Source organism: Natrinema marinum, assembly GCF_024296685.1.
GTDB classification, from domain to species: domain Archaea; phylum Halobacteriota; class Halobacteria; order Halobacteriales; family Natrialbaceae; genus Natrinema; species Natrinema marinum.
Genome location: NZ_CP100763.1, coordinates 2930223 through 2952570 on the forward strand (window position 1 = coordinate 2930223; position 22348 = coordinate 2952570).

General features: G+C 65.8%; 24 protein-coding genes. 11 read left to right on the forward strand and 13 right to left on the reverse strand.

The window, feature by feature from the left end; translation table 11 throughout:
• Nucleotides 1–713: 713 nt before the first annotated feature.
• Complete coding sequence (locus NKH51_RS14615; RefSeq protein WP_254762407.1) at nucleotides 714–1382, forward strand: hypothetical protein; 669 nt, start codon at nucleotides 714–716, stop codon at nucleotides 1380–1382.
• A gap of 470 nt (nucleotides 1383–1852) precedes the next feature.
• Nucleotides 1853–2734 carry a HEAT repeat domain-containing protein gene (locus NKH51_RS14620; protein WP_254762408.1) on the forward strand — a complete coding sequence of 294 codons (882 nt, stop codon included), beginning with the start codon at nucleotides 1853–1855 and terminating at the stop codon, nucleotides 2732–2734.
• A 79-nt stretch (nucleotides 2735–2813) separates the two neighbouring features.
• On the opposite strand, the gene NKH51_RS14625 is transcribed toward NKH51_RS14620, so the two are convergent.
• The 5 genes from NKH51_RS14625 to larB all read right to left on the reverse strand — a co-directional run bounded on the left by NKH51_RS14625 (nucleotide 2814) and on the right by larB (nucleotide 6715).
• Nucleotides 2814–4205, reverse strand: a complete 1392-nt coding sequence (locus NKH51_RS14625) for a phosphoglucomutase/phosphomannomutase family protein (RefSeq protein WP_254762409.1) — start codon at nucleotides 4203–4205, stop codon at nucleotides 2814–2816.
• 72 nt (nucleotides 4206–4277) lie between these two features.
• A complete protein-coding gene (locus NKH51_RS14630) occupies nucleotides 4278–5276 on the reverse strand; it encodes a DUF8054 domain-containing protein (protein WP_254762410.1) in 999 nt (332 codons plus the stop codon).
• A gap of 90 nt (nucleotides 5277–5366) precedes the next feature.
• Nucleotides 5367–5615: a GIY-YIG nuclease family protein gene (locus NKH51_RS14635; protein WP_254762411.1), complete on the reverse strand. Its 249-nt coding sequence runs from the start codon at nucleotides 5613–5615 to the stop codon at nucleotides 5367–5369.
• A 72-nt stretch (nucleotides 5616–5687) separates the two neighbouring features.
• Complete coding sequence (locus NKH51_RS14640) at nucleotides 5688–5837, reverse strand: DUF7563 family protein (RefSeq protein ID WP_254762412.1); 150 nt, start codon at nucleotides 5835–5837, stop codon at nucleotides 5688–5690.
• A gap of 119 nt (nucleotides 5838–5956) precedes the next feature.
• A complete protein-coding gene (gene larB, locus NKH51_RS14645) occupies nucleotides 5957–6715 on the reverse strand; it encodes a nickel pincer cofactor biosynthesis protein LarB (protein WP_254762413.1) in 759 nt (252 codons plus the stop codon).
• A 268-nt stretch (nucleotides 6716–6983) separates the two neighbouring features.
• Here larB and NKH51_RS14650 point away from each other — a divergent pair, with 268 nt between their 5' ends.
• Together NKH51_RS14650 and NKH51_RS14655 are read left to right on the forward strand one after the other, a co-directional pair.
• Nucleotides 6984–7151: a DUF1931 family protein gene (locus NKH51_RS14650; protein WP_254762414.1), complete on the forward strand. Its 168-nt coding sequence runs from the start codon at nucleotides 6984–6986 to the stop codon at nucleotides 7149–7151.
• Nucleotides 7152–7317: 166 nt separating this feature from the next.
• Nucleotides 7318–7776, forward strand: a complete 459-nt coding sequence (locus tag NKH51_RS14655) for a hypothetical protein (RefSeq protein WP_254762415.1) — start codon at nucleotides 7318–7320, stop codon at nucleotides 7774–7776.
• Between the two features lie 69 nt (nucleotides 7777–7845).
• On the opposite strand, the gene rpiA is transcribed toward NKH51_RS14655, so the two are convergent.
• Complete coding sequence (gene rpiA, locus NKH51_RS14660; RefSeq protein WP_254762416.1) at nucleotides 7846–8553, reverse strand: ribose-5-phosphate isomerase RpiA; 708 nt, start codon at nucleotides 8551–8553, stop codon at nucleotides 7846–7848.
• A gap of 141 nt (nucleotides 8554–8694) precedes the next feature.
• On the opposite strand from rpiA, the gene NKH51_RS14665 reads away from it, so the two are divergent.
• Complete coding sequence (locus NKH51_RS14665; protein WP_254762417.1) at nucleotides 8695–9459, forward strand: ABC transporter ATP-binding protein; 765 nt, start codon at nucleotides 8695–8697, stop codon at nucleotides 9457–9459.
• Complete coding sequence (locus tag NKH51_RS14670; RefSeq protein ID WP_254762418.1) at nucleotides 9456–10766, forward strand: ABC transporter permease; 1311 nt, start codon at nucleotides 9456–9458, stop codon at nucleotides 10764–10766. Before NKH51_RS14665 ends, NKH51_RS14670 begins: the two co-directional genes overlap by 4 nt.
• A gap of 36 nt (nucleotides 10767–10802) precedes the next feature.
• Here NKH51_RS14670 and NKH51_RS14675 read toward each other — a convergent pair whose 3' ends face one another.
• Nucleotides 10803–11318, reverse strand: coding sequence for a DUF5518 domain-containing protein (locus NKH51_RS14675; RefSeq protein WP_254762419.1), 516 nt, complete (start codon nucleotides 11316–11318; stop codon nucleotides 10803–10805).
• A 74-nt stretch (nucleotides 11319–11392) separates the two neighbouring features.
• Nucleotides 11393–12514, reverse strand: a complete 1122-nt coding sequence (locus NKH51_RS14680; protein WP_254762420.1) for an AI-2E family transporter — start codon at nucleotides 12512–12514, stop codon at nucleotides 11393–11395.
• Between the two features lie 206 nt (nucleotides 12515–12720).
• On the opposite strand from NKH51_RS14680, the gene NKH51_RS14685 reads away from it, so the two are divergent.
• On the forward strand, nucleotides 12721–12984 hold the full coding sequence (locus tag NKH51_RS14685; RefSeq protein ID WP_254762421.1) for a hypothetical protein: 264 nt from the start codon (nucleotides 12721–12723) through the stop codon (nucleotides 12982–12984).
• 37 nt (nucleotides 12985–13021) lie between these two features.
• On the opposite strand, the gene NKH51_RS14690 is transcribed toward NKH51_RS14685, so the two are convergent.
• The gene (locus NKH51_RS14690; RefSeq protein ID WP_254765162.1) at nucleotides 13022–14893 is read right to left on the reverse strand and encodes an SLC13 family permease; all 1872 of its coding nucleotides are present in this window, start codon (nucleotides 14891–14893) and stop codon (nucleotides 13022–13024) included.
• 294 nt (nucleotides 14894–15187) lie between these two features.
• Here NKH51_RS14690 and NKH51_RS14695 point away from each other — a divergent pair, with 294 nt between their 5' ends.
• Both NKH51_RS14695 and NKH51_RS14700 read left to right on the forward strand, forming a co-directional pair.
• Entirely contained in the window at nucleotides 15188–15496 is a 309-nt protein-coding gene (locus tag NKH51_RS14695; RefSeq protein ID WP_254762422.1) for a DUF7521 family protein, read from the forward strand.
• On the forward strand, nucleotides 15493–16005 hold the full coding sequence (locus tag NKH51_RS14700) for an FAD synthase family protein (protein WP_254762423.1): 513 nt from the start codon (nucleotides 15493–15495) through the stop codon (nucleotides 16003–16005). The genes NKH51_RS14695 and NKH51_RS14700 overlap by 4 nt, the downstream gene beginning before the upstream one ends.
• Nucleotides 16006–16043: 38 nt before the next feature.
• Here NKH51_RS14700 and NKH51_RS14705 read toward each other — a convergent pair whose 3' ends face one another.
• The gene (locus tag NKH51_RS14705) at nucleotides 16044–18416 is read right to left on the reverse strand and encodes an ATP-dependent DNA helicase (RefSeq protein WP_254765163.1); all 2373 of its coding nucleotides are present in this window, start codon (nucleotides 18414–18416) and stop codon (nucleotides 16044–16046) included.
• A gap of 443 nt (nucleotides 18417–18859) precedes the next feature.
• Here NKH51_RS14705 and NKH51_RS14710 point away from each other — a divergent pair, with 443 nt between their 5' ends.
• Complete coding sequence (locus NKH51_RS14710) at nucleotides 18860–19441, forward strand: DUF1684 domain-containing protein (RefSeq protein WP_254762424.1); 582 nt, start codon at nucleotides 18860–18862, stop codon at nucleotides 19439–19441.
• Between the two features lie 260 nt (nucleotides 19442–19701).
• On the opposite strand, the gene NKH51_RS14715 is transcribed toward NKH51_RS14710, so the two are convergent.
• Nucleotides 19702–20382 carry a class I SAM-dependent methyltransferase gene (locus tag NKH51_RS14715; protein ID WP_254762425.1) on the reverse strand — a complete coding sequence of 227 codons (681 nt, stop codon included), beginning with the start codon at nucleotides 20380–20382 and terminating at the stop codon, nucleotides 19702–19704.
• Nucleotides 20383–20762: 380 nt separating this feature from the next.
• Between NKH51_RS14715 and NKH51_RS14720 the strand changes: the two genes are divergently transcribed.
• A complete protein-coding gene (locus tag NKH51_RS14720; RefSeq protein WP_254762426.1) occupies nucleotides 20763–21341 on the forward strand; it encodes a DUF7090 family protein in 579 nt (192 codons plus the stop codon).
• 93 nt (nucleotides 21342–21434) lie between these two features.
• On the opposite strand, the gene NKH51_RS14725 is transcribed toward NKH51_RS14720, so the two are convergent.
• Together NKH51_RS14725 and NKH51_RS18945 are read right to left on the reverse strand one after the other, a co-directional pair.
• The gene (locus NKH51_RS14725; RefSeq protein ID WP_254762427.1) at nucleotides 21435–22217 is read right to left on the reverse strand and encodes a DUF7089 family protein; all 783 of its coding nucleotides are present in this window, start codon (nucleotides 22215–22217) and stop codon (nucleotides 21435–21437) included.
• Nucleotides 22217–22306 (reverse strand): hypothetical protein, encoded by a 90-nt coding sequence (locus NKH51_RS18945; protein WP_425606674.1) that lies wholly within the window; start codon nucleotides 22304–22306, stop codon nucleotides 22217–22219. The genes NKH51_RS14725 and NKH51_RS18945 overlap by 1 nt, the downstream gene beginning before the upstream one ends.
• Nucleotides 22307–22348: the final 42 nt, after the last annotated feature.

Here is a 22348-nt window from a genome sequence, read left to right on the forward strand (position 1 = left end):
CCACAGAAACGTATGTACGGGAATTGAGCGACGAATGTGGACTAACGGCCGATGATTTCATGACATCAACTCAGATTGATCACTCGGGGTCACGATTCATTCCGCGAGTCCCATTCCATCACAATCGGCTCAAGGTTCGACTCAATAATAGCGATCAGTATATCGATCGAACGTACTGTATAGCATATAAGAAAGGAGAACCGGTAAATCGGGACCCAACGTGGGATCCGCTTGACCTCACTATCTCGTTCGCTCCGAATAGATATCACGACGATATCGATTCACCATATCTCTTTCATATCTCCGTTTCACTTCGTAGTGATATCTGGTTAGCGAAGACCGAACGAGGCGAAACTAATCGAGCGTATTTATCGGCGTTTCTCGGGCGCCTTTCTGATACTCTTCCAGTCGAGAAGGTGGATCGAGAAGTCTATTCTGCATCGGATATGTGGAACGATCTAGATATTCGATCGCTCGTCGGCAGTTTTGACCCGGAGGAGGTATATTGACAGTGAGCTCAACGCTCAAACAAACGAAAGCGTGGTACACAGTCAGTCGATGAAGAGTAGAAATGACTCCTGCCTTCTCCGGCTAATGATCGGGGCTCTAGATTCGTCCAAGCGATCCAGATGCCGAAATCGAAGTATTAGCCGACGAAATCCTACTCGTTCGATTCGTTGTCAACCCGTTCCAATCGAAATCCAAGACCACCTATGACGACTGAGTTTTTGGAAGTTCGGTTCTACATCCCCGATCGAGGGACGAGCGTCGACATAGCGGATTTGCTTCGCTACTGCGGTCGCACATTCGATCTATCCGGCGACGATCCCTCTACGACGCGGTGTCTCGGTCCGAACGCCGCCGGCGAATTTCCATCCGAACTCCCACTCGAGGACGCGATCGAACGCGTCAGTTCGGGGCGCCATGGAGTTCTCTGGTTCCAAACAGATGACATCGAGTTCGGAGTTTACATCCATCCTGACACCGACAGTCCGGCAACGGTAACAGTCTCAGTCCCCGATCACTACGTTCGGATCAGTCGGAGCGAGAACGTTCGAACGGTTGTCGACAATATCGTCATCCCACTGTACGAGTATACCGAACCAGTGTTCGTCTACGGTGGCACGTATCTCGAGGACTCTTCTCTCGACCGGAAACGTATCGAGACAGGATATATCGATCGGGCGTTCTGGCTACTCGCATTTGGACCACGGCTGGTACAGACGCTGGGCGAAGCGTGTCTCGAAGGGCTGACGACCGCTCGATTCACGGAACTCTCCGACGGTGGCCGTCTCCTCTTATTGAGCGACAATCCAAATACCTGTACCGAGACACAGCGATCGGACGCCGAGACGGTGCTTCTGGAGGAATGCGGACTATAACCAATCATCGTTATCTCAGGGTTGCGACAGGGTAGTACAAGTACCGCCCACGATCTCCATCAGAGGTAGACCGTGGCCTCCTGCAGACTGCAGATCTATGACTCACTCTATTTTTAAGTTCACATGTTGGATAGATTTCGTATACTCAGGAAGAGAATCCCTGCCATGGTCGATACGAGAAACAGATGTGCGACGGAGATATCGATCTCCTTTGGAGAGCTAGATGTGAAGAAAACACAAAAAGCGAGAGAGGCTTGGCCAGTCCTGGTGCTTACGGTGTCCGATCACGAGACGGACCGGGAACTCGAGCTTCGCTTCGATACCCTATCAGCAAGTTCGTCGAGTTCACTGCCGGGGCGATTCTCGACGCGACCGACGGAGCACGTTCCTGGGCAGTGCCGGTGCGCTGGTACTATCGACGTGAGGGAGAGCAGGTCGAGAGCGGAGAGAGTTCACTGATTTACCGGCCAATGGAAGCAGAGACAGGTACGGTCGAGGTCGATCTCGTTCAGGTTTCTGGGGAGGTGGCACCCGAAGGCGGGAAAGGTCGCTTTGAGGAGGAGGTTGAACTCGAGTCAGAGCTGTCGATCGATCCAATTCCGGTTTCAATCACGGAGCAGCTTGCAGCAGTGGCAGAGGCCGGTCAAGAGACGATAGCGTTCTACCGTGAGCATGGAATAGACCCGTCCACAGTCCGTGGTTCGCTACCGACGTTGGTTGAAGATGTAGAACTAGCACTAGAGTCTATCAAAGAGTGTTCCAGTTTAGTCTTCGATAGCTCGCTTGACGTATACGAAGAACTACTCCTAGAGAATTCCACGAGTGCTGACGATACCTTCGGACCAATCAGAGACGACTGGCTTCTTCATCGCGCCCGCGAGACCGACGCGATCGAGCAGCTAATCGACGAGCGGATTCGGCCCGCAGACGCGGACACGGCCCGACGTTGGTACAAGTCCTTGCTCCTGTCGTTCGAGGACGAGATTATAGAACGGACGCTGGATGCGCTGGCCACTGAGCCGGATCAGGGTGCGATCGGTGGGTTACTGCTGTTCGTCTGGGACGACGGTCCACGGTTTGGGCCGCGAGCAATTTCGATTCTTGGGACACTGCTGGCAACGTCCGAGACGTTCGAGGAAACGCGAGAGGAACGCCGGTTCGTGCTCGAGCAACTCGAGGAGATCGCTACTCACTCCGAGCACGCTCACGTCCGAGCCGCGGCCGTCGAAGCACTCGGCCAGATCGGCGAGTCGCGCTCTCGAACAATCTTCGAGACGGCTCGCGACGACCCTGATCCCGAGGTTCGTGCTGCGGCGGAAGCGGCCCTCGAACGCCTTGAGGGCGACCGGTGAACTCTCCGGTATTAGCAGTCGCTGACGCGTTCGTGAACGATCGAGGACGGGAGCTAGTCGGTGTGACCAACACGCAGACTTACACCAGCGGTTCGACCAGTTCCCGCCCCGCCTCGAGCAATGCCCGAATCCGCTCCTCGTCCTCGGCCTCGGCGTAGACCCGCAACACGGGCTCGGTCCCGCTGGGCCGCACGAGCAGCCAGGAGCCGTCGGCCAGCAGGAGCTTGAAGCCGTCGGCGGTGTTGATGTCCTCGACATCGGTTCCCGCCACGGTCGCGGGGATCTCGTCCTCGAGATCCGATACCACCCGTTCTTTCTCGTCGTCGGGGCAGTCCACGCTGATCTTGTCCTGGGCGACGGTGCCGTGGGCTTCGAGCAGGCGATCCACGCGCTCGTCTACCGGTTCGTCGGCGTGCATCGCGGCCGCGAGCAGGGCCATGAGGACGCCATCCTTTTCGCGGACGTGGCCTCGGACGGTGAAGCCGCCCGATTCTTCGCCGCCGACCAAGGCGTCGCCGTCGGCCATCGCCTCGGCGACCCATTTGAAGCCGACGGGGACCTCGCGGACGGTTTCGCCGTGGGCCTCGGCGACCCGGTCGATCAGGTAGGTGGTCGAGACCGAGCGCACCGCCGCGCCTGACTCGTCCTCGAGCAGATAGTCGTAGAGCGCAGCGAAAAAGAGATTCTCGTCCAGATAGCCGCGTTCGGGCGTGACGATGGCGATCCGGTCGGCGTCGCCGTCGTTGGCGATGCCGAGGTCGACGCCGTCGTCCGCTCTGACAGCTTCGATCAGCGCCTCGAGGTTCTCGGCGGCGGGTTCGGGCGAGCCGCCACCGAAATCGGGATCGCGTTCACAGCGCAGGCGCTCGACGGTGGCTCCGGCGCGCTCGAGGAGGGCATCGGTCGTGTCGCGGCCGCTGCCGTGCATGGCGTCGTAGGCGACGGTCAGCCCCGAGAGGTCGGCGTCGCCCGCCAGTTCCGCGACCAGCTCGAGGGCGGCGTCGGCGTGCGATCCGGCGAAGTCGACCTCGCTGACGGTCCCGTGCTGGTCCTCGGGAAGCGGGTCGGGTTCGGCGAGCCGCGCCGCGATGGCGTCGGTGACGGCGGGCAGCGCCGGCGCGCCGTCCTCGGGGATGAACTTCACGCCGTTGTACTCCGGCGGGTTGTGCGAGGCCGTGATGACGAGCCCGCCCGCGAGGTCTCGCTCGACGATCGCGTGGGCGACCAGCGGCGTCGGCCGGTCGCGGTCGGAGAGCAACACGTCGATGCCGTTCGCACACAGCACTCGCGCCAGTTCTTCGGCGAACCCGCGCGAGGTCTCGCGGGCGTCGTACCCCACCGCCACCGGCCCCTCGAGCCCCTCGTCGGCGAGGTACGTCGCGACCGCCTGCCCCACCATCCGAACTCGGGGGGCCGTAAACTCCTCGAGCGTCGCCCGCCAGCCGTCGGTGCCGAAGCTGATCGTCTCCATGCGCGGACCCTCGTCAGCCGGTGCGAAAAAAGCGACGGGACGGTCCAGCCCGTGCGACTCGAGCGAACGCGGTCAGACGTCGACGTCGGCCAGACGCTGTTCGAAGAGGCGCTCGCCGGTCTCTTCGCAGGTGACCGCGACGACCTCGTGGGAGCTACAACAGGATTCGACGACTTCCTCGCCCATCTGGACGTTCCCGCCCGAGGGACAGGTCTCGAGGAACATCCGGAGCCCGTTGAGGACCTCGCCTTTCGTCTCGGGGGGGACGGCGTCCCAGTCGTCGACCCAGGAGGCGAAGGCGCGGCTGGCGGCGACGTCGGCGATCAACGCGGCGCGAGAGGGCCAGCGGCCGGCCCCGCCGGAGCGCGAGAGCAGCCGGTAGGTATCGTCCTGCGAATCGAGTTCGAACTCGTCGGGGTCGGCCTCGAAGCCGAACGCGTCGACGGCCGCCGCGGCGTCGACGCCGCCCTCGTCGAGCGGTTCGATCTCGTCGAACCAGTCGGCCTCGAACGGGTCGGTGAGACAGAGGTCGTCCCGCTCTTCGCAGGGCTCGAGGACCTCGTGATCGAGGAAGAACGTCTCGAGATCGGTGATCTCGGGCGCGTCGGCGTCGGTCGACGCCTCGGCGGGTCGGTCCGCTGCCGGCTCCGTCTCGTCGGGACCGTCGGCCTCGTCGACGTCGGCTTCGTCGAAGGTCGCGACATCGTCCGCGGGCGGCGACGGGTCCGTGGAATCGGCGACGCTGATCGACTCGGCGTCTCGCGACGTCGCGGTATCGACGCCGCCGAGTCCGCTGGCTACCTCGGATTCGGGGTCCTTGCCGAACCAGCGCAGGACCGCCGGCGGGAGGTATCGCTTCGTCAGCGTCGGCGTTCCGGGGACGAGATAACCGCGGAGGTAGATCAGCGCGAGCGAGACGCCGACGGCGACGAGACCGCCGAGTCGGGACTTGCGCGCGACGAGCGAGCCCACCACCGCCGCGATGAGGAGGTTCAACACGGTACACGGTTCACACCGGTTCTCACCGGTGTACTCGGGTTGCTTCAGATCGTCGACGACGTCGATTTGCATCTCGAGGAGAGTATCACGTCCGAGAGATATCTATTTTTCGGACGGGTGAGGAAAGATAATAGCGGACGACCCAGCGGGCGGACGACGGCGTCACTCGAGGCCGACGAGCCGTTCCTTCTCGGCGCGGCGCAGTTGCTTGATCTCGTACTCGCGGGACATCGCCGCTGATTTCGAGTCGAAGCGCTCGTGGTAGCGGAGTTCCACCGGCGTTCGCCCGCGCGTGTACTTGGCGCCGTCGCCGGCGTCGTGTTCGGCGACGCGTCGCTCGAGGTCGGTCGTGTAGCCGGTGTACAGCGAGCCGTCGGCGCACTCGAGGACGTAGACCACGTGCTCGGTCATTGGCTGTGAAAACATGCGGGTGCACAAAAAGCGTCACGTCCGTGGGGGCGCGTGGTGATCGGTCGCGATGCGTTACGCGCCGCGAGCGCGCTCTTTCGCGGCTTCCGCGATTCCGGCATTGGCCGAACAACTGACACACGCGTGGATCTCGCCGCGTTCGTTGGCGAAGACACGCGCGAAGCGTTCGGAGACGTGCGCGCCGCAGTGGTCACACTTGGGCATTGGTCACACCGGCCGAAGCCGGTACTACGCACTACCGGGTGAACGGTTAAATAACCTTCTCCAAACGCTGTTTGGGTTTCCGGTTGTGGGAAGTATTTTTTCGAGATCGAGTGTGCACGTTAGTCGCGAGCGGCGCCGATCGCTCGCGCGATCAGCGTCGCCTGGGCGCCGGCGACGAACCCTGCGTCGATGTTGACGACGGACAGCACGGTACAGGACTGCAACATCCCGGCGAGCGCTGCCTGGCCGTCGCCCCTGTGGCCGTAGCCGCTCGAGACGGGAACGGCGATGACCGGCGTATCGACGAGGCCGGCGACGACGGTCGGCAGCGCGCCTTCACGGCCGGCGGCGACGATCAGCACGTCGGCGTCGCGGAGTCGGTCGAGTTGGTCCAAGGTTCGGGACAGTGCCGCGACGCCGATATCGTGGACTCGATCGACCGTCGCACCGGCGTCTTCGCAGACGAGCGCCGCCTCGTCGGCGACCCACTCGTCGACCGTCCCACCGGTCGCGATCCCCACCGTCGCCGCGAGTTCGGGCGGCTCGTAGTCGGGCATCGCGACGTGGACCGTCGGCCCACGCCGATCGATCGTCGCGTCCGGAACCGTCTCCGTGACGAGCGTCTCGAGGGCGTCGAACTGCGGTTCCGACACCCGAGTGAGGAGCGCACGGTCCGTCGTCTCGAGTGCGGTTTCGGCGAGTGCGACGACCTGGGCGATCGACTTCCCGTCGGCGAAGATCGCCTCCGGGACGCCGCGGCGGCGGTCGCGAGCGGCGTCGAACCGACCCGCCTCGCCGGTGGCGTAGCCCCTGAGTTCGGCTTCGGCCTGGGCCGGCGACAGCGAGCCGTCGGCGACGGCCTCGAGGAGTTCGCGCATACTCGTCTTCGACGGCCGACGTACTCGAATCCGTCGCCCTGTCTCGGAGCGAATCGGATCAGTGCCGAACGCGTGTGCGAGGCCCGGAGAGCGCGCGCGAGCCGCGTTCCGGGGTTCGATCGGGACGAAACGGGGGCCGGGCCGCTCATCAAACATATACTTTCCGGTGATTCTGGGCTCCGAAACGGGCGAATGAACCGCTGCAACCCCCGTATTTCCGCCCCTAACCAGAATTTTTATATGGGGTAACGGGAAACGGATACATCGTATGGCAGACCTTATCGTCAAAGCCGCCGTGAAGGAAGCGCTCGATGACAAAAACGTAGCCTCGGACTTCTACGACGCGCTCGACGACGAAGTCTCCGAGCTGCTCGAAGACGCCGCCCGACGAGCCGAGGCCAACGACCGGAAGACGGTCCAGCCCCGCGACCTGTAAGGAACGCCACGCGAGACGTTTTTTTCGGCCGCTAATCGACCAGCCGCGCCGCTACCCAGCGGATCCGCGACGAGACTCGTGACCAGCGACAGCGGGGCTACTCGGCAGCCAGTGGACGGCTGCCGGCTCGAGTTTTTTGCCCCCCGCCGTGGTACGGCCGTGACACATGTTACGCAAACTCCTCGTCGGCTTCGGGCTCGTCGAGATCGTCAAGCCCGAGCCGATCATCGGGGCGTGCGAACGGATCGGACTGCGAAACCCCGAGTCGGTAAAGCGACGACCGCTGGCGCAGTCGGGGGCGCGACTCGAGGGGCTGGTCTTCGTCTGGCTGCTCGTCCGCGGTCGGAAGGGGTCGACGCTGGTCAGCGGACTCCTCGGGCTTGCCGGGCTGGCGCTCGTGATGCTTCCCCGGCCGATGATCACGCTCAGCCAGCACCTGGTCTATACGAACACCGACGACCTCGAGCTACAGCCGTGGGTGGTCCCGGCAGCGCGGCTGCTGGGTGTCCTCTACCTGACCGTCACGCTGCTCTCCCGGAGCACGGGCGAGGCGACGGCGACCGAGAGCGATAGCGACAGCGAAACCGAAGAATCGACGCGTCGGCTCCGGCTCACCTCGCGCTGAGCGCCGACCTGCTCGGCGTGCGACCCGCGCTGCAGCCGAAAGCGACTGCCGCGTCGGCTGGCCAGACGGTCAGTAGCGGCGAACCGAGACGCCGTCCGCCGAACCGACGTAGGTCGCGTCGGCCAGCCCGACGAACAGCCCGTGTTCGACGATGCCCGGAATCCGCGAGAGCCGTGCCGCCAGCGCGTCGGGGTCGTCGATCGCCCCGAACGCACAGTCGAAGACGAGGTTGCCGTTGTCGGTCACGACGGGGCCGTCCTTTCGCTCGGCGTCCCGGAGCGTCGGCTCGCCGCCCATCTCGCGGAGGCGCTCGGCGACGACTGGGCGAGCGTCCGGGAGGACTTCGACGGGTACCGGCCGCTCGAGCCGATCGGCGAGCTTCGAGGGATCGGCGACGACGACGAACCGGTCCGCGGCCGCATCGATCAGTTTCTCTCGCGCGTGGGCCGCGCCGCCGCCCTTGATCAGCGCGCCGTGGCTCCCCCCTTCGGGATCGTCGACGACCTGATCCGCGCCGTCGATCGCGAGGTCGACGCCGTCGACCGCGTCGAGGTCGGTCAGGGGGATGCCGACCTCGAGCGCCAACCGGCGCGATTGAAACGAGGTGGGGATCCCGCGAATCTCGAGGCCGTCGTCCACAGCCCGGCCGAGCGCCCGGATCGCGTGGGCGGTCGTCGAGCCGGTGCCGAGCCCGACGACGAACCCGTCCTCGACGTCCTCGGCCGCGCGCTCGCCGGCGCGGCGCTTCGCCCCATCGGAGCCGCCCTCCGTCTTCATGCTTGCTCAAGCGAGCGGCGACGGGAAAAGCGTTGCATCTCGACGCGAGGTCCGCCCCGTGGCACTCGGTACCGCCGCGACGCACCGAAGTCGCCCCTCGTTGCGCAGAACATTTTTTAAATAGTCCGTGGTCCACCCCGCATGGCGACTTCGGGCACGGCCGTCTCCCTCTCGAGCGTCCGCAAAACCTACCGTATCGGCGAACCCGTCCACGCCCTCGACGGCGTCACACTCGAGGTGCCGCAGGGATCGTACACCGCGATCATGGGTCCCAGCGGCTCCGGGAAGTCGACGCTGATGAACCTCGTCGGCTGTCTCGACACGCCGACCGAGGGCGAGGTCGTCGTCGGCGGCCGCGAGGTGGGCGCGCTGAGCGACCGCGAGCGAACGCGTCTCCGGGGGACCGAGGTCGGCTTCGTCTTCCAGACGTTCAACCTGATGCCGCGGTTGAACGCCGTCGAGAACGTCGCGCTGCCGCAGCTGTTTCAGGGTGTCGACCGGACGGAGCGTCGAGAGCGGGCGCGCGATCTGCTCGAGCGCGTCGGGCTGGCCGATCGGGGCGATCACCTGCCGAACGAGCTTTCGGGCGGCCAGCGCCAGCGGGTCGCGCTCGCGCGGGCGCTGATCAACGAGCCGGCGATCGTGCTGGCCGACGAGCCGTCCGGGAACCTCGATACCGAGACCGAGGCCGAAATCCTCGATCTCTTCGACGAGTTCCACGACGCCGGGACGACGATGCTGGTGGTCACCCACGAGCGCCACGTCGCCGAGCGCGCCGAGCGGATCGTTCACCTCCTCGACGGGAAGATCGAGCGGATCGAGGAGCTCGACGGTGCCGGCGCGGCCGGCACGTCGCAGGCCGATTCGGCGACGGGCGGCTCGAGTGCGGGAGGCGATTCCGAATGAACCCGCTCGAAAGCCTGCGCCTCGCGTGGCGCTCGATTCGCGGCCACAAGCTCCGGTCCGCGCTGACGACGCTCGGGATCATCATCGGGATCGCGGCGGTGATCGCGTTCGTCAGTCTCGGCGCGAGCCTCCAGGCAGGGATCATCGGCGATATCAGCCCCGACGATCAGCGCAGTCTCTACGGCTGGGCGGCCGAACCCGACACGGAGGGCGGCCCGCTGGCCGGTGCCCAGCCCGTCTTCACGCAGGACGACCTCGAGGCCGTCGAGGAGTTAGCGGAGGTCGACGCGGCCTACGGCTACGCGACGATCCAGACGCAAGCGATCTCGAACGGCAACGAGACGGTCGCTCAGGGCAACGGCTTGATCGCCTCGGGGCCGTCGTACATCCGCGACGATCAGTTGGCCGAGGGGAGACAGTTCCGAATGGGTGAGCGCGAAGCGGTGATCAACCCCGCGGCGGCGGGGCAGTTCGAGGAGAACGTCACCGTCGGCGACAATCTCACCGTGACCTTCCTCGGCGGCGAGCGGACGACGATCGAGGTCGTCGGCATCACCGAGGACAGCGAAGGGCTGAGCCCGTTCGAGGGGTTCGAGGCCTCACCGCGGATCTACGTCCCGACCGATCCTTACTACGTCGAACAGGCGGCCAGGTTGGGGTTCGGCGGAGGCGGGGGCGGTGACAACGCCAACGACAGCGGCAACGAGAGCGCCGATACCGGCGGCGGTCAGGCTCGCTTCCTCGCGATCGTCGTCGAGGCCCCTTCGGACGACGCCGCCGACATCGATGCCGCCCGACAAGCGGCGGCCGACTATCTCGAGAGCGATCGGTCCGACGCGAGCGAGCTGATGGGCGACGACCTCGAGGTGCAACTCCAAACGAGCACGGAGTTGCTCCAGCAGTTAGAGGACGTGCTGGGACTCCTGCGGAACTTCATCGTCGGTATCGCTGCCATCTCCCTGCTGGTGGGCTCGATCGGTATTGCGAACATCATGCTCGTGAGCGTCACCGAGCGCACCCGCGAGATCGGCATCATGAAAGCAGTCGGCGCGCAAAACCGCGACGTACTCGGGCTCTTCCTGACCGAATCGGTGATCCTCGGCGTGATCGGCGCGATTCTGGGAACGGGGCTGGGACTCGTCGCGGGCTATCTCGGCGCGCAGTACATCGATCTGCCGCTGGTCTACCCCCTCGAGTACGTCGCGCTCGCGGTCGTCGTCGGGATGCTGGTGGGCATCGTCGCCGGGCTCTACCCGGCCTGGCGGGCCGCGCGGACGGATCCGATCGACGCGCTCAGATACGAGTGAGAGGAGCCGGACCGACGACTGCGCTCGAGGGACGGGTTATCGATCCCAGTCTCGTTCCCGTTCCGGGTCCGGTTCCTGCGCTCCGTCCCACTCCTCGGGCTCGCGGTCACGAGTCGGTGCGGCGTCGGCGTCCCGAGTGCGGGCTGCCGTCTCGAAGCCGATCGTCTCTCGGGTCCGTCGCCGTCGGTCGGGATACTCCGCGGCCAGATAGGCGCCGAGGTAGCCGCCCAGCGCCGACAGGCCGACGGTGTACAACAGGAAGAAGAGACCGGCGCTGACGACCAGTATCGAGAGGAGTACGATCCCGCTAACGGGGAGCTCACCCGTGAGGACGAGACCGAAGAACCCGATGAAAAAGAAGCCGACGGCCGCGATCGGCAGGAAAGCGATCGCGCCGGCCAGCGCGCCGACGATCGTCCCGTCGCGCTCGTTGGGCCCCTCGAGAAAGCCCGCGACGACGCCGCCGAGGACGGTCGACAGCGGGACAAAGGAGAGGACGACGCCGACGAGGGCACCGATGATCGCGTTGATGGCGGTTCGGCTGCGGACCATACCGAACGAACGCGGAGCAGGGGGAAAAGTGTCGGTGGTCGGTGGTGTCGACTCGGATAGCAGTCGGTCCGCGGTCAGTCGTTCGTGGCCCGCGAACTGGGCTCCTCGAAGGTCGCCTCCGCGTCGTCGGTGTCGTCGGCGTCGGGGGGCTCCTCGAGATCGGCTTCGACGAGCTCGCTGAACGTGGCGTCGGTGTTGACCTCGTCGGCCAGCAGGTCGACGGCCTCGACGAAGACGGCGACGATCAGCGGGCCGACGACGACGCCGATCGCGCCGAGCGTGAAGAGCCCGCCGGTAAAGCCGACGAAGTAGAGGCTGCCGGGGAGGCCGGCCGACCGGCGGGCCAGCCGGGGGCGGACGGCGATGTCGGGGAGCCAGGCGACGAGGACGAGGCCGAGCCCGCCGATCAGCACCGCCGCGGCGAGATCGCCGGCGACAACGTGATAGAGCGTGATCGGGGCGATGAGCATGCTGGGACCGATGATCGGAACGAACTGCATGATCGCGGCGACGATCGCCAGCGTCAGGGCGCCCTCGTAGCCGAGCAGCCAGAACAGCGGATAGGCGACCGCCAGCGTGGCGATCGAGGTCGCGACCTGCAGGACGTAGATCGCGTACAGCGTTTCGCGTGCCCGTTTCGCGAGCGCGTAGACGATATCTCGGTAGCCGTGGGGAACCGGCGCGATGGCAGCCCGACCGGCCTCGTCGCCTTTGAGCAGCAGGCCAAAGAGGAGGACGACGAACAGCGCGAGCTTGATCGCGAGCACCGGCAGCGCCAGCGCGAACGTCGCCGCGGCCCCGCTCAGGAACTCGAGGGCGGCAGCCTGAACCTGCCCCACCTCGATCGTGTGGGTCATCCCGAAGGCCGCGACCGAGACGTTCTCGGGGAGGCCGGCGACGACCGCGAGCACCTGCTCGAGTCGGAAGTAGAGCGCGACGGCCAGCGGCGTGAAGACGGCGACCGCGCTCAGGAAGCCAAGCAGGGTCGCGACGAGAGCGCCGGTCCACTCCGAGAGGCCGCGCCTGACGAGCCAGCGCTGGACGGGCACGAGGACGTAGGCCACCGTGAGCGCGAAGAGGATCGTCCCGAGCACTTCGAGTAAGATGCCGCCGGTCAGGAGGCCGAGCGCGACGACGATCGCCGCGAGAACGTATCGACGACGCGCGTTCGCGGTCGGGTTCTCGGTCCCTGTCACAGGCGTGGGTTGCGTGCGGGCGGCATAATCTTTCGGTCTCGGTGACGGTCGACCGAGACGGTCCGATCACAGCCGTTTCTCCCACCGCGTACCGCCGGCCACTTCAGACCGACCGATCGCGTCGAAAGCGAGATTCACTCGCTTTCTCGGTTGCCTGTGTGAATGAATACCATACTATTATCTCGGGCCGCGCTGTGTGCCATAGCATGGCAGACACCAAGGCGAGTCGGATCGAGAAAGCCCGCAACGCCGAACGGCGCCAGCGAGAACGGGAACTCTCAGAGGCCCTCGAGCGAAGCGACGAACCCGAGCCGCCCCGCGAGGACGATCCCGCGGTCGATCGACCGACCGACGAGATCTCGATCGAGGTACCAGGCGACGGCGAGACCGTGGTCCGACCGGTGCTCGAGGACGATATCGCACCCGAGCTCACGGAGCGCTACCCGGTCGAACCGCCGGACGAGCGCTGACCGAACGGCTCGAGAGCCGACTGGGGAATCGGAGCCGCTATGCCAGCCCCCAGAAGAACGCGATTCCGAGGACGGTCACGACCGACAACAGCAGCTGCAGCGGCGCGCCGATCCGGACGAAGTCCGAGAACTTGTAGCCGCCGGGGCCGTAGACGAACAGGTTCGTCTGATAGCCCACTGGCGTGAGAAACGCCGTCGAAGCCGCGAAGGTCACCGCGAGTACGAACGCGAACGGGTCGGCGCCGATCTGTCTCGCGGTCTCGACGGCCACGGGCAGCATCAAGACGACGCTCGCGTTGTTCGAGATGACGCCCGTGATGAGACCGGTCGCGATGTAGAACACCCACAACACGCCCAACGCCGGCAGGAAAGCACCCGTCGCGGCGACGAGGGTCCCCAGCAGGTCCGCGCCGCCGGTCTGCTCTAGAGCCATTCCCAGCGGGATGATCCCCGCGAGGAGGAAGATCACGTCCCACTCGACGGCGTCGTAGATCTCGGTCGGCCGGAGGACGCCCGTCGCGACCATCGCAACGACGCCCGCGAGCGCGGTGACGAGGATGGGCAACGAGAGCGCGGCAAGCCCCTCGAGCGCGCCGACGCCGGTCGCAGCCGCCGCCGCGGAGCCGATCACGCCCCACGGGACGGCGACGAAGCCGACCACGCCGGCCATGATCGCCGCTGCGTGGGGAATCTTCTCGGTCCGGTAGTCGGGCTCCTCGGGTTCGTGCGCGACGATGAAGTCGTCGTTTCGCGAGAGGCGGTCGATGCTGTCGGGCGCGGCCTGAACGAGCAGTGTGTCACCGACGCGAATGCGGCGTTCGTCCATGTTACTCCGGACGGTCTCGCCCCGGCTACGGAAGGCCAGCACGGTCGCGTCGTAGCGCTGGCGAAAGGTCGAACTCTCGAGGGATTCGCCCACGAGGAAGGAACCGCGCGGGACGACGATCTCGACGAGGGTCCGCTCGGGGACCTCGTCGGGCTCTAGCTCCGCGTCGGTTTCGGGGCTGCCGACGAGCGTGACGGTCTCGCGGTCGACGAGTTGCTGGACGGTCGTGCGGTCGGCGCGCAGCCGCAGCAGGTCGCCGGCCTGGATCGCCTTCTGGCCGATGGGTTCGATGAACTCCTCGCCGTCGCGGACGACCTGGAGGATGTCGGCGTCGAACTCGACGTGGTCGATGGCGTCCGCAACGGTGGTGCCAGCAAGCGGCGAGTCATCGTCGACGACGACCTCGGTCAGGTACTCTTCGATGGCGTACTCCTGAACGTAGTCCTCGTCGACGGGGACGCGCTCGGGGAGCAGCCGGTGGCCGACGGTAACGAGATAGAGACTGCCGACGAGGAGGACGACGATCCCGAGTTGGGTGAACTCGAACATCGAGAACGGACGACCGAGCAAGCGTGCGGAGACGTCGCTCGCGAGGATGTTCGTCGAGGTCCCGATGAGCGTGAGCATCCCGCCGAACATCGAGGCGTAGGACAGCGGGATCAGGAGTTTCGAGGGCGAGGTCTTCCCCTGATGTGCGATGTCGGAGATGACGGGAACGAGAATGGCGACGACCGGTGTGTTGTTGATGAAGCCCGAAATCGGGCCGCTGACGCCGATCGTCGCGAGCAGCTGTTTGTCGAGGTCGTCGCCCGCGAACGCGGACATCTTCCGCCCGAGAATCTGGACGACCCCCGTCTGACTGATCCCCGAACTGAGGATGAGCATCGCCAGCACGGTGATCGTCGCCGAGTTCGAGAAGCCCGATGTTCCTTCGGCCGTCGAGATCTCGGTGAGATTCACCACGCCGTCGGCCCCCAGCACCATCAGGAGGACCATGATGAGGATGGCAGTCACGTCGATCGGTAGCAACTCGGTCACGAACAGGACCAACGCGAGCACGATGATCCCGAACACGACCAGCATCTCGGGGGTGACCGCGAGTTCGCCGGTGCCAGCGGCCAGCGGAAACGCGCCGGGACCGAACGGAAAACAGCCAGACACGGTTGATGGTGCGGAATCGGTGACGGCCCCGCTTGAAAGCCCCGATTCAACAGCGGTACAATGGGACCGACGAGCCCACGAGGGCCGAAGCGCTCTCGCTCTCCGGTCGACGTTCGGCGAACATCTTCGTGCGAATTCCCTCGAGGCAAGAAGTGTAGCGGTACTCAAGTGCTGAGCCCGAATAGAGAACGGACGACGCAATCGGTGCGACGAGCCATGAACGAGTACGCGCTCCCCATCGCGGTCGCGAACACGGCGACGGTGCTGACCGGCGGTGCCATCGCAATGCTGGCCTACCGCGCGTTTCGCCGGACCGGCGCCGCGGCGCTGCGAGCGGTCGCCGTCGGCTTCGCGGTCATCGTCGCCGGCTCGGTGCTCGGCGGTTGCATCCACCTCCTCTGGGACGCGGTAGCCCTCGGCGTGGCCCTCCAGAGCGCGGTGACCGCCCTCGGCTTCGCGATCTTGCTCTACTCGCTGTACGCCGAAACGTCCGACGTGACCGTCACCGCGGAGGTGAAGCTATGACCGACGGACCGACCGCGGACGGATCGACGGGGCGGCCGACGCGGGTCGTCGCCCAGGGGACCTTCGACTTGCTCCATCCCGGCCACGTCGGCTACCTCGAGCAGGCCGCCGCGGCCGGCGACGAACTCCACGTTATCGTCGCCCGCGCGGCGAGTGTGACGCACAAGCCCGACCCAGTCCTGTCGGGCGAGCAGCGCCGCGACGCCGTCGCCGCGCTCGAGGCGGTCGATCACGCCCGACTCGGCCACACCGAGGACTTCTCGATTCCGATTCGGGAGATCGACCCGGACGTGCTCGTCCTCGGCCACGACCAGCACCACGACGCAAGCGAGATCGAGCGGGCGCTCGCCGACTGGGGGATCGACTGCCGGGTCGAACGAGCGAGGGGACTCGAGCCGAGCGACGAGGGACTGTACTCGAGCAGCGATATCGTCGACCGGATTCTGGCCGAACGCGGTCGAGATCCAAGCGAGCGGCAAGCGACTCTCGAGGCGGAGTCCGACGACTGACGCCGGGGAGACCTCGGTCGTTCGTGATTCGACCCCACTTACTGCGACGAACGCCGCGACCGGAACCGCTCCAGGCCGACCTCGAGCATGTCGGGGCTGACGGGCTGGAACTCGCCGTCGTCGGGCAGGTAGGGACGAACGGAGTCCCAGCTGTCGCGGGCGTAGCGCTCGTCGAGGAGGACGCGGACGCCGACGTCCTCGGGACTGCGGATGACGCGGCCGATCGCCTGTCTGGCTTTCCGTACCGCCGGAATCGTCAGCGCGTAGGTGAAGCCGTCGCCGAACTCGTCCTCGTAGGCCCGCCGGACCGCCTTCGTCCGGGGGCTCGAGGTGTTGACGATCGGAACACCGCAGACGACCGCCGCAGTGAGGCGATCGCCGCTGTAGTCGACGCCCTCGGTCAGCGTCCCCCGGAGGCTGGTGACGAGCACCTTCCCCTCGCCCGCGAAGAACTCGTCTTTGAGCGACTGGGTGGTCTCGTCGTCGCTCGCGGCGTCGAGCAAGACCGGCTTGTCGATCCGCTCCTCGAGAACGCCGGCGGCCCACTCGGCCTCGGCGTAGCTCGGCATCCCGACGAGGACGTTGCCCGAGACGCGGGCGACTTTCGCGATGGCGTCGGCGTAGTGGGTCCGGGTCGGGTTCTCCTCGCCCGGCCGGCCACGGTTGTCGTAGGTGAACTTGGGCGCGGCGACGGCGAAGCTCTCGCGGTTCTCCGCGGGGAAGTGGAGGCCGTAGCGGCGCTCGACGACCGGCCGGTCTTCTTCGCGTGCGAGGTACTGGAGCCCCGTGACTTCGGTGAAGGCGTCCATCGGCTCCAGGGTCGCGCTCATCAGGATGCCGCCGCCGAACATCGCGAGCCGGTCGCCGATCGCGTCACTGGGGACGCAGTTGTGCAAGGAGAGGCGAGCGTTGTAGGCCCGCCGCCAGGAGTCGGCGGGTTCGGTGTCGTCCCACGTGCGCTCGAGTTCGATCTCGCGGAAGTAATCGGTGTGGCCCTGCCGATACCACTCGCCGAGGACGCGACCGACGGCGGGCGCGGCGCGGGTTCGGTCCTCGTCCTCGGCGTCGTTCAAGATTCGCGCGACGACGGCGCCGACGGCCTCGGCGCGGACCCAGTCGGCGTCGCCATACCCCGCCTCGCGAGCCCACTCGGTAAGGTCGTCCTCGGCAGGCATTCCGGGATCGCGGAGCGGGAGTTCGGCGTCCGGGAGGTCGGTCAGGTTCGATTCCCACCCCCTGTGGTTCCGGTCGAGGAAGGCGGTGACCCGGCGGTCGAGTTCGGCCCGGAGATCCTGAACGAACTCGAGGGTCCGATTGAGTTCCTCGTAGGAGACGTCGCTGTCCGATAGTTCCGCGCGGACGAGGTCGGCGTCGGCAGTCTTCGACCCGCCCTGGGCCTGTCGGCCCTCACGCTCGAACTTGATCGGCTGGATCACCCGCGAGAGTTCTGTTTCGGCGTCTCGGAGCGTCGTATCGGCGACCCCCTCGCTGACCAGATCGCGCACGCGAGGCTCAAGCATGTGGGCCTCGTCGCAGACGACGAAGGTGGAGTCGTCCAGTAGCGCGCCGGTGAAGGAGCCGACCGTTCGGGGGTCGAAGGCGTGGTAGTAGTTGCCGATCACGACTTCGACCTCGCCGAGCGCGGCTCCCATCACGGAGTGCGGGCAGGTGCCGTGTTTCACCGAGCGAGCGACGAGATCTTCGGGCGTGACCATGCCAGCAGCGGTGAAGTCGTAGGGGACCGCTTCGGCGGCGGCGCCGTCCTCGTCGTCCGGCAGGTCCTCCAAGTACTGCGCGTAGAACGGGCAGTACTCGGTCTCGGCGCCGACGGGGCCGCCCTCGCCGTACTCGGGCAGGTCCGGGGGGTAGGGTGTCGGTTCGCCCGCGGTCTCGAGGAAGCTACTGGTCGACTGCGCCCCGCTGTCGGCCAATCCGATCTGCTGGCTCCGGGCGCGAGCGGCCAGATTCTGTGCGGTCGTGTCGCCGCCCTCGCCGGTGAGATCGCGGGTGCGGTCTCGCAGCGTTTCACAGCGGTCGTAGACGTTGCCGTCGTCGATCCCCGCCGCGTTCTCGCGGTTGTACGGACAGACATCGGCTTTCCCGACGAGGGTCAGCCCCGAGATCGGATCCCAGTCGGCGGGTAGGTTCGCGTTGATCGTCTCGAGGTCGGCCTCGAACTGTCGCAGTTGCTGTTTGACGCTCGTCAGCACGAGGACGCGCTCGTAGTCGGTGTCCGGATCGCGCACCAGATCGATCCCCGCGGTGAGCGCGATCATCGTCTTGCCGGTGCCACAGGCCCCTTCGATGACGGTGTAGCCGCCCTCCCGCCCGGTATCGATGGCGGCCTCGGTGCCGTCGACCTGCGGCTCATAGGGGCTGTCGTGGCCGAACACCGTCCGCCAGTTCGTCATTCCTGCCGTACTCATCGTCGGTCGCTCATAGGGTTGACGGACCGAACTGGCCGCGCGATGGTATATAAACATCGGGACGGACGAGACGGGAGGGCGGGACGAAGCACGACTCGAGGATCAACGTGCGGTGGCGCGCGCTGACGGGCGACCGAACGAACGTGAGGACGCCCGGCGATAGCGCGCGAGGGGCGAGCGAGCGGCGGCGAGGGGTGAACGGAGTGACTCCCTCGAGAGCGAACGGTGACCGCCGGGAGCCGTGAGCAGCGAGCGAGTCGGCTGGGGAGGACGTGGAAACCCTCGTCTCCACGCGAGCAGAACGCTCCGTCACCCTCGTTTCGTCCGGTACAGCGCGGCCGACACCACGACATCTCGAGAGAGTACGTCTGAACGGATCGAGCAGAGCGGAACGTAACGCCTTCCCCTCCCGGCACCTTACCCCCGCTATGAGCGACACCGGATCCGTCGATGTCGACCGCTGGCGCGACGAACTCGAGTCGAAACGCACCGAGAAAGACGAGTTCTTCGCCGACCACCCGCAGTCGCCGATCCCGCCCGAGGACCGCGACGCCTTCGACGGCCTCGACTACTTCGAGCCGGATCCGGCCTATCGCGTGACCGCGACCGCAACGGTCCACGACGACCCCGAGGTCGTCCTGCTGGACACCACCGCGGGCCGGGAGATGCGTTACCTCCGCGTCGCGACCCTCGAGTTCGAACTGTCCCGCGAGGACGACGACCTCGAGGACGGCACGTTCGAACTCGCGGCCTACGAACAGGAGCGCCCGACCGAGCAGCCGCTGTTCGTGCCGTTCCGCGATAAGACGACCGGACAGCAGACCTATCAAGGCGGGCGATACATGGAACTCGCGCCGGAAGACGAGATCGCGGACGGCGACAAGCTCGTCGTCGACTTCAACCTCGCGTACTCGCCGTTTTGCGCCTACAGTGACACCTTCGACTGCCCGCTCCCGCCGGAGGAAAACTGGCTCGAGGTGGCGATTCCGGCCGGCGAGCGGTTCGAGTAACGGCCGCTCGAGCCAGCGAGCGAGGAGACGGTAGCGACCGCCCGCGCTCGACGTGGACGAGCGATCGCGTCTGGGGAGCACAATATATCGCTCCCGATGATTGTAACCGGCATCGTCGGACCGTTTCGACTCGAGTCAGCGGGCCCGTCACGGGTTGTACCGGGTAGTTTGGATCCTCGAGTGGAAACCAAGGGGTTCGGGGGCGCGAAGCGAGCGGTACCCGAAAGCGGGGACGGAAAACGGCGGTGAACCGCCGACGATCAGGGCGCGACGCCGACGGTGAGCAGCGTCCCGAACTCGCGATAGCGTTCGACCATCGCCTCGCGAGTGTCCCACTCCTCTATCGGGAACTCGGCCTCGGCGGGGATCGTGATCTCGCGGTCGGGGATGTTGTCCTGTTCGGCGACGTAAAGGCCGGCGTCGCGGAAGGCCTCGCGGTATTGCCGACGGTCCCAGCGGGTCATCTCGACGGAGATGAACTCCTGCCACTCGTGGGAGTGAACGTTCTCCTCGTAGTAGTTGACCGCACAGTAGAAGGTGCCGCCGGGCCGAAGCACGCGGGCGATCTCACGGAGCGCTTCGTGGGGGTCTGCGGCGTAATAGAAAGCCTCCATCGACCAGACGTGATCGATCGAGTCGTCGGCGAAGGGCAGGGAGTCGAAGTCGCCGACGACGAAGCCGACGGCGTCGTCGTCCGTGTAGCCCGCCGCATTGTGGGCCATCTCGGGTGAGCCGTCGAGGCCGTAGACCCGGCCGGCGTCTTTGGTGTCCCGGAGCGCCCGGCCCGCGTAACCGCTGCCACAGCCGAGATCGAGGACGGTGTCGCCCGGTTCGACGGGCAGCCGCGCCAGCGCGTGCTTGGCGGTGTGCCAGTGGCGCTCCTCCATGCCCTTATCCCGGCCGCTCGTTGCCCAGTCGTCGAACTCCTCACGAACGCTCATGAGCGGACGGTGGGATTCCCAGGGATAAACGCATTCGCATGGCCCCGCGTTTACCGCTTACTTTCGTCCGGGCCGCGCTCGTCCGAATCGGTCACGCTGTCGCGGCGTCCGACTCGAAGCGGAGGTGGGCGACTCGAGCGGCGACCGACTCCGTTCTCACCCTTCCGAGAACCGCCGATAGATTCTTTAGGCTGGCCTAAATTATAACGAGTGAAGGGTCGATCGACCGAAATCCGTGGGCATCCGGATCTCGGTTCGACTCGGTGAGTACGACTGTCCCACCCCTCGACCCGTTTCAGACCCTTCCTCCGCGTTCGGCGTCGAATCCGACGAGACACATCCGCACTCTTAAGGGATTGCCGAAAGTTGTTCACGGCAGTATGGAATACACGCTCGAAATCGACGGGACGCCGGAAACGGTACCGGGTGGGACCGGCATCCTTCTCTTGCATCCGAGCACGGGTGAAACGGATCGCATCGACACCGATTTCCTCAAAACGGACACCGACAACTTCCTCGTCATCTCCACGCGAACCACCGCTCGAGAGGTCAGACAGAAACTCGAGTACTACGACGTCGACGAGGAACGCGCCGAGATTCTGGACACGCTGAGCATCGAACGCGGCTACTCCCGGCGCTCGTCCGATACCGTCCACTACGTCGCTGCCCCCGACGATATCGACGGCATCGTCGACCACATCGACGGCTTCCTCGGCGACCACGACGGGAAACTCCGCATCAGCTTCGACTCCGTGACGGAACTCGCCTACTACGCCGGTGAGGAGGAGGCACTCGAGGCGGTCGAACGTATCCTCTCGTTGCTCGAGGACCACGACGCTGTCGGCCTCTTTCACCTCTCGGAAGAACCCCACGACGAGGCCACCGTCGACGAGTTCCGCGCGCTGTTCGACGGCGTCGTCGACTTAGACGAAGACGGGAGTATCGACGCCGACTTCTGAGCGCGAGCGGTACGGACGATAGTTCTCGTCGAACCACCGCGCAGCCACAGACGGTGCTCCAGTCGAAACAGCAAACGGGGAGCGGATACGGGCTCACCCCTCGAGCGACTCGAACGTCTTTTCGGCCCAGCGGATCGCGTACTCGGGTCCGTGATCCAGATACGCCTCGGTGTCGAGCGCGGCGAAGGGGGCCGGCAGCTCGATCGCGTGTTTGATCGCCGCGCAGGCGAGTTCCGTCGCGTCGGCAAAGTCGGTGTCACCGCGTGCGACCGCACGCGAGAGATCGGTGACGCGGTCCTCGAGCCGGTCCCCGGCGTCCTGCCAGGCGTCGGCCAGGTCCGACTCGTCGTCGCGCCAGCCCGCGAACACCTCGCGAGTCTGGAGGCCGATCCAGCCGTCGTAGAGCGCGGCGGCGATCTGGTAGGTGCCGTTCGGATCGAGCGGGGTCGCCCGGTCGAGTTCGCGGTAGGACTCCTCGAAGAAGCCGATGAAGTGTTCTGGCACCTCGAGACCTACCTGAACGAACGCTTCGGCGAGCAAGAAGTCGACGAACGGCTCGGGCGAGCCCTCGACGCGGGGCTTGACGATGACCACCGGCGGTTCTGTTTGTCGCGTCCAGGCGATACTCCCGTCGCCCGGCATTCCGATCGTGAGATCCGAGCCGGCATAGCGGGCGAGCAACGTCGGGGCGTCGTCGGGAAGCCAGGCCGCGGGATAGGTCGCGGGCTCGAGCGCGTTGACGAGTAAACCGAGATCCTCGGCCTGTGCCGGCGGAAGCGTCTCGAAATCGCGTTCGCAGTCGAGGACTCGAGTGTCCGGCGCGTGACGCTCGCGGACGGCCGCGACCCGCTCCGAGAGCGCACGGGCCTCGAACATCAGGCGAACGCGGACTGGAAGACGAGCAGGACCGACAGCAGTGCCGATACAGCGATCGTGGCGAGAACGACCTTGGTTGCAGTACTCATGTGCGAGGCGTCGTATCCGCGTCGCTTAAATCCATCTGTCTC